This window comes from Caldisericia bacterium (assembly GCA_026414995.1).
Classification (GTDB): Bacteria; Caldisericota; Caldisericia; order B22-G15; family B22-G15; genus JAAYUH01.
This window is the reverse complement of sequence record JAOAHY010000034.1, coordinates 1-798: the sequence shown is the minus strand read 5'-3', so window position 1 is coordinate 798 and position 798 is coordinate 1. Positions and strand designations below refer to the sequence as shown.

Here is a 798-nt window from a genome sequence, read left to right as displayed (position 1 = left end):
AGCCCAAACCGTACGGGTGCCATGGTGGCAGCCTTAGCTCGTACGGGGTAGCGGGACGTACACGGAGAAGTCTGCCAGCTTCTCAGGGAGTTACAAAACCTCCACCTAACCGAAGTGAGCTGGAACGCTCCGCCATAGAGGGTGAAAGCCCCGTAGGTGAAAGGTGAGAGGTCTCCTGGGTGTACGCTCCCAAGTACCACGGCCCCCGTGGAAGGTCGTGGGAATCTGGGGGGACCTCCCTCCAAGGCTAAGTACTACGGACAGACCGATAGCGCATAGTACCGCGAGGGAAAGGTGAAAAGAACCCCGGAAGGGGAGTGAAATAGAACCTGAAACCCCGGATCCACAAGCCAGTGGAAGGGTCTTCATGGCCCGACTGCGTGCCTTTTGCAGAATGAGCCAGGGAGTTGTCCTCAGCGGCAAGGTTAAGCCGTCAGGCGAAGCCGGAGCGAAAGCGAGTCCGAATAGGGCGTTAAGTCGCTGGGGGCAGACGCGAAGCGGAACGATCTACCCATGCCCAGGGTGAAGGGCGGGTAACGCCGTCTGGAGGCCCGAACGGGTCGGTGCTGCAAAACCGTCCGATGAGGTGTGGGTAGCGGTGAAAAGCCAATCGCGTTCCGTTATAGCTCGTTCTCCCCGAAATGCATCGACGTGCAGCGTCAGGCGTTCCTTCCCGGAGGTAGAGATACTGATTGGGCTAGGGCCCCGAAAGGGGTACCGAACCCAACCAAACTCCGAATGCCGGGATAGGTAGCCTGGCAGTGAGACTACGAGGGATCAGCTCCGTAGTCGAGAGGG

General features: G+C 59.4%; 1 rRNA gene. It reads left to right on the top strand.

Annotated elements, in window-relative coordinates:
- Nucleotides 1-798: ribosomal RNA gene (locus N3D74_06650) — 23S ribosomal RNA — on the top strand; the annotation flags it as partial.